Annotated in this window: 5 protein-coding genes; 3 read left to right on the top strand and 2 right to left on the bottom strand. The window is 71.4% G+C overall.

What is annotated here, in order from left to right; all coding sequences use genetic code 11:
* Both GTY56_RS34940 and GTY56_RS34935 read right to left on the bottom strand, forming a co-directional pair.
* Nucleotides 1–2,025: class I adenylate-forming enzyme family protein (locus tag GTY56_RS34940; protein ID WP_272923425.1), on the bottom strand; the 2,025-nt coding region annotated here is incomplete at its 3' end.
* A 37-nt stretch (nt 2,026–2,062) separates the two neighbouring features.
* Entirely contained in the window at nt 2,063–3,550 is a 1,488-nt protein-coding gene (locus tag GTY56_RS34935; RefSeq protein WP_161369299.1) for a multicopper oxidase domain-containing protein, read from the bottom strand.
* A 241-nt stretch (nt 3,551–3,791) separates the two neighbouring features.
* On the opposite strand from GTY56_RS34935, the gene GTY56_RS34930 reads away from it, so the two are divergent.
* The 3 genes from GTY56_RS34930 to GTY56_RS34920 form a co-directional block, all read left to right on the top strand.
* Complete coding sequence (locus GTY56_RS34930) at nt 3,792–5,366, top strand: SagB/ThcOx family dehydrogenase (RefSeq protein ID WP_161369298.1); 1,575 nt, start codon at nt 3,792–3,794, stop codon at nt 5,364–5,366.
* Nucleotides 5,367–5,530: 164 nt separating this feature from the next.
* A complete protein-coding gene (locus GTY56_RS34925) occupies nt 5,531–5,704 on the top strand; it encodes a thiazolylpeptide-type bacteriocin (RefSeq protein WP_078615318.1) in 174 nt (57 codons plus the stop codon).
* Between the two features lie 34 nt (nt 5,705–5,738).
* The coding region (locus GTY56_RS34920) for a thiazolylpeptide-type bacteriocin (protein WP_161369297.1) at nt 5,739–5,878 on the top strand (140 nt) is incomplete at its 3' end.

Below are 5,878 nucleotides of genomic sequence, written 5' to 3'. Positions count from 1 at the left end.
TCCCGTCGGGGAGCCGATGAGCAGCGTCGGTGGAGTGGCTCCCGTCGGGGAGCCGATGAGCAGCGTCGGTGGAGTGGCTCCCGTCGGGGAGCCGATGAGCAGCGTCGGTGGAGTGGCTCCCGTCGGGGAGCCGATGAGCCCCGTCGGTGGAGTGGCTCCCGTCGGGGAGTCGGCGAGCCCCGTCGGTGGAGTGGCTCCCGTCGGGGAGCCGATGAGCAGCGTCGGTGGAGTGGCTCCCGTCGGGGAGCCGATGAGCCCCGTCGGTGGATTGGCTCCCGTCGGGGAGCCGGTGACCCCCGTCGGTGGAGTGGCTCCCGTCGGGGAGTCGGCGAGCCCCGTCGGTGGAGTGGCTCCCGTCGGGGAGCCGATGAGCAGCGTCGGTGGAGTGGCTCCCGTCGGGGAGCCGATGAGCCCCGTCGGTGGAGTGGCTCCCGTCGGGGAGTCGGCGAGCCCCGTCGGTGCGGTGGCGCCCGTCGGGCGGGCCCGTACCGGGGTCGTGACCTCGCGCAGCCGTGCACGGTCCGGCTTGCCCGATGGGGTGAGCGGCAGTTCGGGCCAGACCGAGACACCGACCGGGGCGTGTTCCGGGGTGAGCGTCGCGGCGACGTAGCCGCGCAGGTCGCAGGAGGTGTGGCCGGCGCCGGAGTGCAGTTCGACGGCGGCGTGGACCTGCTCCACCAGGTCCTCGTCGCGGACGCCGAACACCGCTGCCTGCCGCACCTGCGGGTGCTGAAGCAGGGCCGCCTCGATGGCGGCGGGGTCGAGCTTGAGGCCGCCGTGCTTGATGACGTCGCCGACCCGGCCGTCCAGGCGAAGGTAGCCGTAGCGGTCCCAGTGTCCGAGGTCGCCGGTGCGCAGCCAGCCGTCCCGGTAGGTCGCCTCGGTCAGTTCCGCGTCGTCAAGGTAACCCGCGGACACCGTCGGCGAGTTGATCCAGATCTCGCCGGTCCGGCCGCGGCCCAGCGGGATGCCTGAGCCGCTCGCCCGGATCTCGACACGGACCCAGGGGAAGGGCCGGCCGGCCGAGCCCAGCAGTTCGGGCTCGCGGTGGTCGAGCGGGGTGAGGCTGCTGATGCCGCCCGCTTCGGTGGTGCCGTACACCTGGATCAGTACGTCGCCGAAGACCCGGACCGCCTGCCGGACCCGCTCGGGGGCGGCCGGGGTGCCGCTGTAGGTGATGCGGCGCAGCGACGACAGGTCGTACGACGTGACCAGGGGATGGTCGAGCAGGCGGTACAGGTGCGGCACGGCCAGGTAGACGTCGGTCACGCCCAGTTCGGCGATGGCCGTCAGGGTCGCGCCCGCGTCGAACTCGTCGTGCAGGACGACCGTGCCCCCTCCGCACAGCACGGCGTCGGCCATGGGTGCCGTGGTGTGGCTGACCGGCGTGACGGACAGCAGCGTGGCCGGGCCCCGGGGGTCGAGGCCGGAGGCCAGCCGGCCGACGAGGTGCTCGCGGGTGCCGTAGCGCTGGGCGACCATCTTGGGGCGGCCGGTGCTGCCGCTGGTGAAGTCGACGACGGCCAGGTCGCCCGGGTGCGGCGGCGGGACCTGCGGCACGGTGTCGTGCCCGTCCGCCGTGCGCGGGATCGCCCGCACGGTCAGGCCGGGCCGCCGCCGGGCGAGCCATCTGCCGCGGGCCGTGCTCTCCTCGTCAGTGTCGTCCACGAGCAGGAGCGACACCCCGAGGTCACGCAGCAACCCGGTCTGGGTGGCGACCGAGAACGTCTCGGTGTCCGTGCGCGGGTTCATCGAGCGGACGTAGACGGAGGTGGCGCCGAGCAGATGGACGGCCCAGCGGGCGCTGAGCATCAGCGGGTGGTTGGGGCCGGTCAGGATGGCGACGGTGGTACCGGGGCAGACGCCGTGCGAGTGCAGGAGCGCGGCGCTGCCCACGACGGACGCGCGCAACTCGCCTGCCGTCACGGTCCGTTCCGGCCGGTGCAGGACGATGCGGGTCGGGTCCCGGCCCAGCGCCGCGAGGACACGGCGCGCATAGGGGCGGGGAATGGCTTCGGTGGTCATGATCCTCCTCTCCGAAGGAAGAAAGAGATTCCGGGAATCACGCGATCTTCATTTGCGCCATCATTCCCATGGCGCTGTGGTCGATCATGTGGCAGTGGTACGGATAAACTCCGCGATGCGAATCGAAGGTGAGCTGGAGTTTCGCGGTCTGGCCGGGAAAGAGCAGCACGGTGTCCTTCCAGCCGGTTTCCGCCGGATAGGGCGGCTGACCGTCCCGTTCGAGAATGCGGAACTGCACCAGGTGCGTATGGAAGTTGTGCGGGACGGTGGCGCTCTTGTTGGTGACGGTCCACACCTCGGTGCTGCCCCACTCGATGTGGGTGTCGATGCGGTCCGGGTCGAAGGTCCTGCCGTTGATGTAGGCCTGGTGGCCGCCGGAGCCGGGCTCGTCCATGGAGAGGTCGAAGCTGCGTTCCACGGTCGGTTTCGCCAGGGCCGGCAGTGTGGCGAGGGTGGCGGGGACCCTGCTGGTGTCGGCGGTGCGTTCACCGACGTCGAACCGCATGACCTGGCCGACGAGTTCGGTCGGTCCGGGCCCGAGCATGTTGGCGAGGGTGAGCCGGGTGCCGGGCGCGTACTTCGAGAAGTCGACGACGAAGTCGGTGCGTTCGCCCGGGGACAGGACCAGCACGGGCGTCTCGGCGGGGGCGGCGAGCAGGCCGCCGTCCGTGCCGATCTGCTGCACGGGGTGCTGGGTGGCGGACCCGTCGGACAGCGCGAGGATGAAGATGCGCAGGTTGCAGGAGTTGACCAGCCGGAAGCGGTACTTGCGGGCCTCGACCTTCAGACGGGGCCAGGGGCGGCCGTTGACCAGGATGGTCGTGCGGTTCTCCGCGTCGTCCATCGTGTAGACCAGCTGCGCGTTGTCGTCGAAGTGCGCGTCGCGCAGGACCAGCGGGATGTCGTACTTCCCGGAGGGCAGGCCCAGCCGGTCCTCGGCGGGGTCGTGCAGCAGGTAGAGGCCGGACAGTCCCCGGTAGACGTGCTCGGACTCCATGTGGTGGGCGTGGTCGTGCGTCCACAGGGTGGCGCCGGGCTGCTTGTTCTCGTAGACGTAGGTCCGTCTGCGGCCCGGCGCGATGGTGTCCATCATCCCGCCGTCGTGCGCCACCGGGTTGTTGCCGCCGTGCAGGTGCACCGAGGTCGGCATGTCCAGGGCGTTGATCTGCTGCACGACCGTGGTCCGGCCGGTGCGGGCGCGGATGGTGGGGCCCGTGAACGAGCCGTTGTACGTCAGGGCGTCGGTGCGTCGGCCGGGGAGGATCTCCACGCCGGTGCGGCGCATCGTGATCCGGTAGTGGTCGGCGGTCCTGGTGCGGCGGTGGGGAACGAGGACCGGCGGGATCGTCAGGGGCAGCGAGAAGGGTTCGACGGGGGCGGCCGCCGCGCCGGCCGGTGCGGCCTTCCCGGCCGCCGTGCCCTGCCCCGCGGCGGTGAGCGTCCGGAAGACCCCGCCCGCCGCGCCGACCGCGCCGACGGCGCCGGTGGTGAGACCGAGACGTATCGCATGCCGACGACTGAACACGAGGTTTTCCTTCACTGTCGGTGAGTTGCGGGGAGAATTCCTGTTCCGAGGATGCGCTTCGGGTGCCGGATGTCCGAGCGATTGAAGTCCGCCCCTGTCATCTGTCATGCATTCCATGACCCCGGTCACGAGCGGGAATGGCGACTGTCATTCGGTGCGGCCGGCACGGGGGGAGCCGGTGTAGCGGGCCGCAGAGTGGATTTCGACAGGTCCGCCCACGCGATTTGGTACCGGAGGCCCGATGCATCCCGTAGGCACGAATGCGATCACCGAGAAACCCCCCGAGTCCGCCGCCCGGGCGCTGCGCGGCGACGTGCGGGTGACGTTCGACGACGGCACGGACACGGCGCTGCTGCGGGGCCCCGTCACCTCCCTCGCCCTGCGCCCGGTGCGCGGCCCGCTGCGCGGGGTCCTGCTGCGGCTGGCCGAGGGCCCGCTGCCGCGCGCGGAGTTGTACGAGGGTCTCGACGCCGCCGGGCGGAAGCGGGCCGACGACCTGCTGGAACGGGCCGGGCAGCTCCTGGCGTACAGCGTGCTGACGCACGACGAGCCGCCGCTGCGACGGGAGTTGGTCCGGCTGGAGCCGACCGCGCGGGACGCCGAGCACCGGGTCGCGGACGTGACGGCCGGCGACCGCGTGCGGCTCTCCCGGTTCGCGTTCCTGCGGACGCGCGACGGGCTGCTCGTCCTGGAGTCACCGCTGGTGAAGTTCCGTGCGGTGCTGGCCGACCGGGCCGCGCGTGAACTCGCGGCGGCGCTGGGACGGCCGGGCCGGGCCGGCAGCGCCGGGGAGGTCACCGGGCTGAGCGAGGCGGAGACGCTCGACGTGCTGTCCCACCTCGTCGGGCTTGGTTTCGCCGAGCTCGCGGGCCCGGACGGCACGTTCGCCTCCGACAGCGAACCGGTGCTGCGCCAGTGGGACTTCCACGACCTGCTGTTCCACTCGCGCATCCGCTCGGGGCGCTACGACGGTGTCTTCGGCGCCGTCTACCCCTACCGGGGCGAGATCGACCCGGAGCCCGCCGTGAAGCCGGTGCCGCCCGGCCCGGTGACCGAGCTGTACCGCCCGCGGCGCGCCGATCTCGACGCCGCCGACCCGTCGCTGACCGCCGCGATCGAGTCCCGCCGCTCCCACCGCACCTTCGGAGAACGGGCGTTGACGGTGCGGGAGCTGGGCGAGTTCCTGTACCGGGTGCAGCGGGTGCGCGTGCACCGCACCCCGGGCCCGGACTCCCCCGGCGAGGACGAGGTCGTCTCGCGGCCGTACCCGAGCGGCGGCTCCCTGTACGAACTGGAGCTGTACGTCACGGTGCTGCGCTGCGACGGGCTGGAGCCGGGCATCTACCACTACGACTCCTACGCGCACCGCCTGGTCCTGGTCAGCGCCGAGGAGGCGGCCCGGCGGGCACTGCTGGGCGTCGCGTCCCGCTCGGTGGGCTTCGACGTCCGCCCCGACGTGCTCTTCACCGTGACCTCGCGGTTCCAGCGCATGGCGTGGAAGTACCGGGCGATGGCCTACGCGACGACGCTGCGGCACACCGGGGTGCTCTACCAGACCATGTACCTGGTGGCCACGGCGATGGGCCTGGCGCCCTGCGGACTGGGCAACGGCGACGCAGACCTGTCGGCGAGGGTGCTGGGCCTGGACTACCTGCGGGAGTCCTCCGTGGGCGACTTCCTGCTGGGCACGCCGGCCGGCGGCACCGAGCTGCCCGACGACCCGGGCGCGGAATGGCACATGGTGAACAGCCCCGACTGGGCAATTCCGCTCGACGGCTCCGGAAAGCCGGGCGGCGAAAAGTCACTCGCCCCGTGATAAATGTCAGCCGGCGGCCGCGAACCCTGGCGCCGGGATGACGGCCCGAGCAATATGGATGTCAGAGCCGGACGGGAAAGGAAAGAAATCCCGGAAGGCGACCGGAAGGTACGGCCGGAATTTCTGGTGACGGATATCCCCGGCCTCGACGAAAGGAATGCGACATGACCGCCAAGGACATCAAGAACCAGGACGCGGACAAGGCGTTCGAGGGCTTCGACGCGGACGAGCTGGAGACCCTCGAGGTCACCGACGGCGTCGCCCTGCCGGAGATGGGCGCCTCCAGCGGCTCGATCGGCACCTCCTCCTCGTCCTCCAGCACCTGCTCGGCCTGCTGAACCACTCATCCCGGATCTTCGGAAGGATTTCGACATGACCGCCAAGGACATCAAGAACCAGGACGCGGACAAGGCGTTCGAGGGCTTCGACGCGGACGAGCTGGAGACCCTCGAGGTCACCGACGGCGTCGCCCTGCCGGAGATGGGCGCCTCCAGCGGCTCGATCGGCACCTC

The sequence above is a fragment of the Streptomyces sp. SID5643 genome (genome assembly GCF_009872555.1).
Taxonomy (GTDB): Bacteria; Actinomycetota; Actinomycetes; order Streptomycetales; family Streptomycetaceae; genus Streptomyces; species Streptomyces iakyrus.
This window is presented reverse-complemented; position numbering and strand designations above follow the sequence as displayed.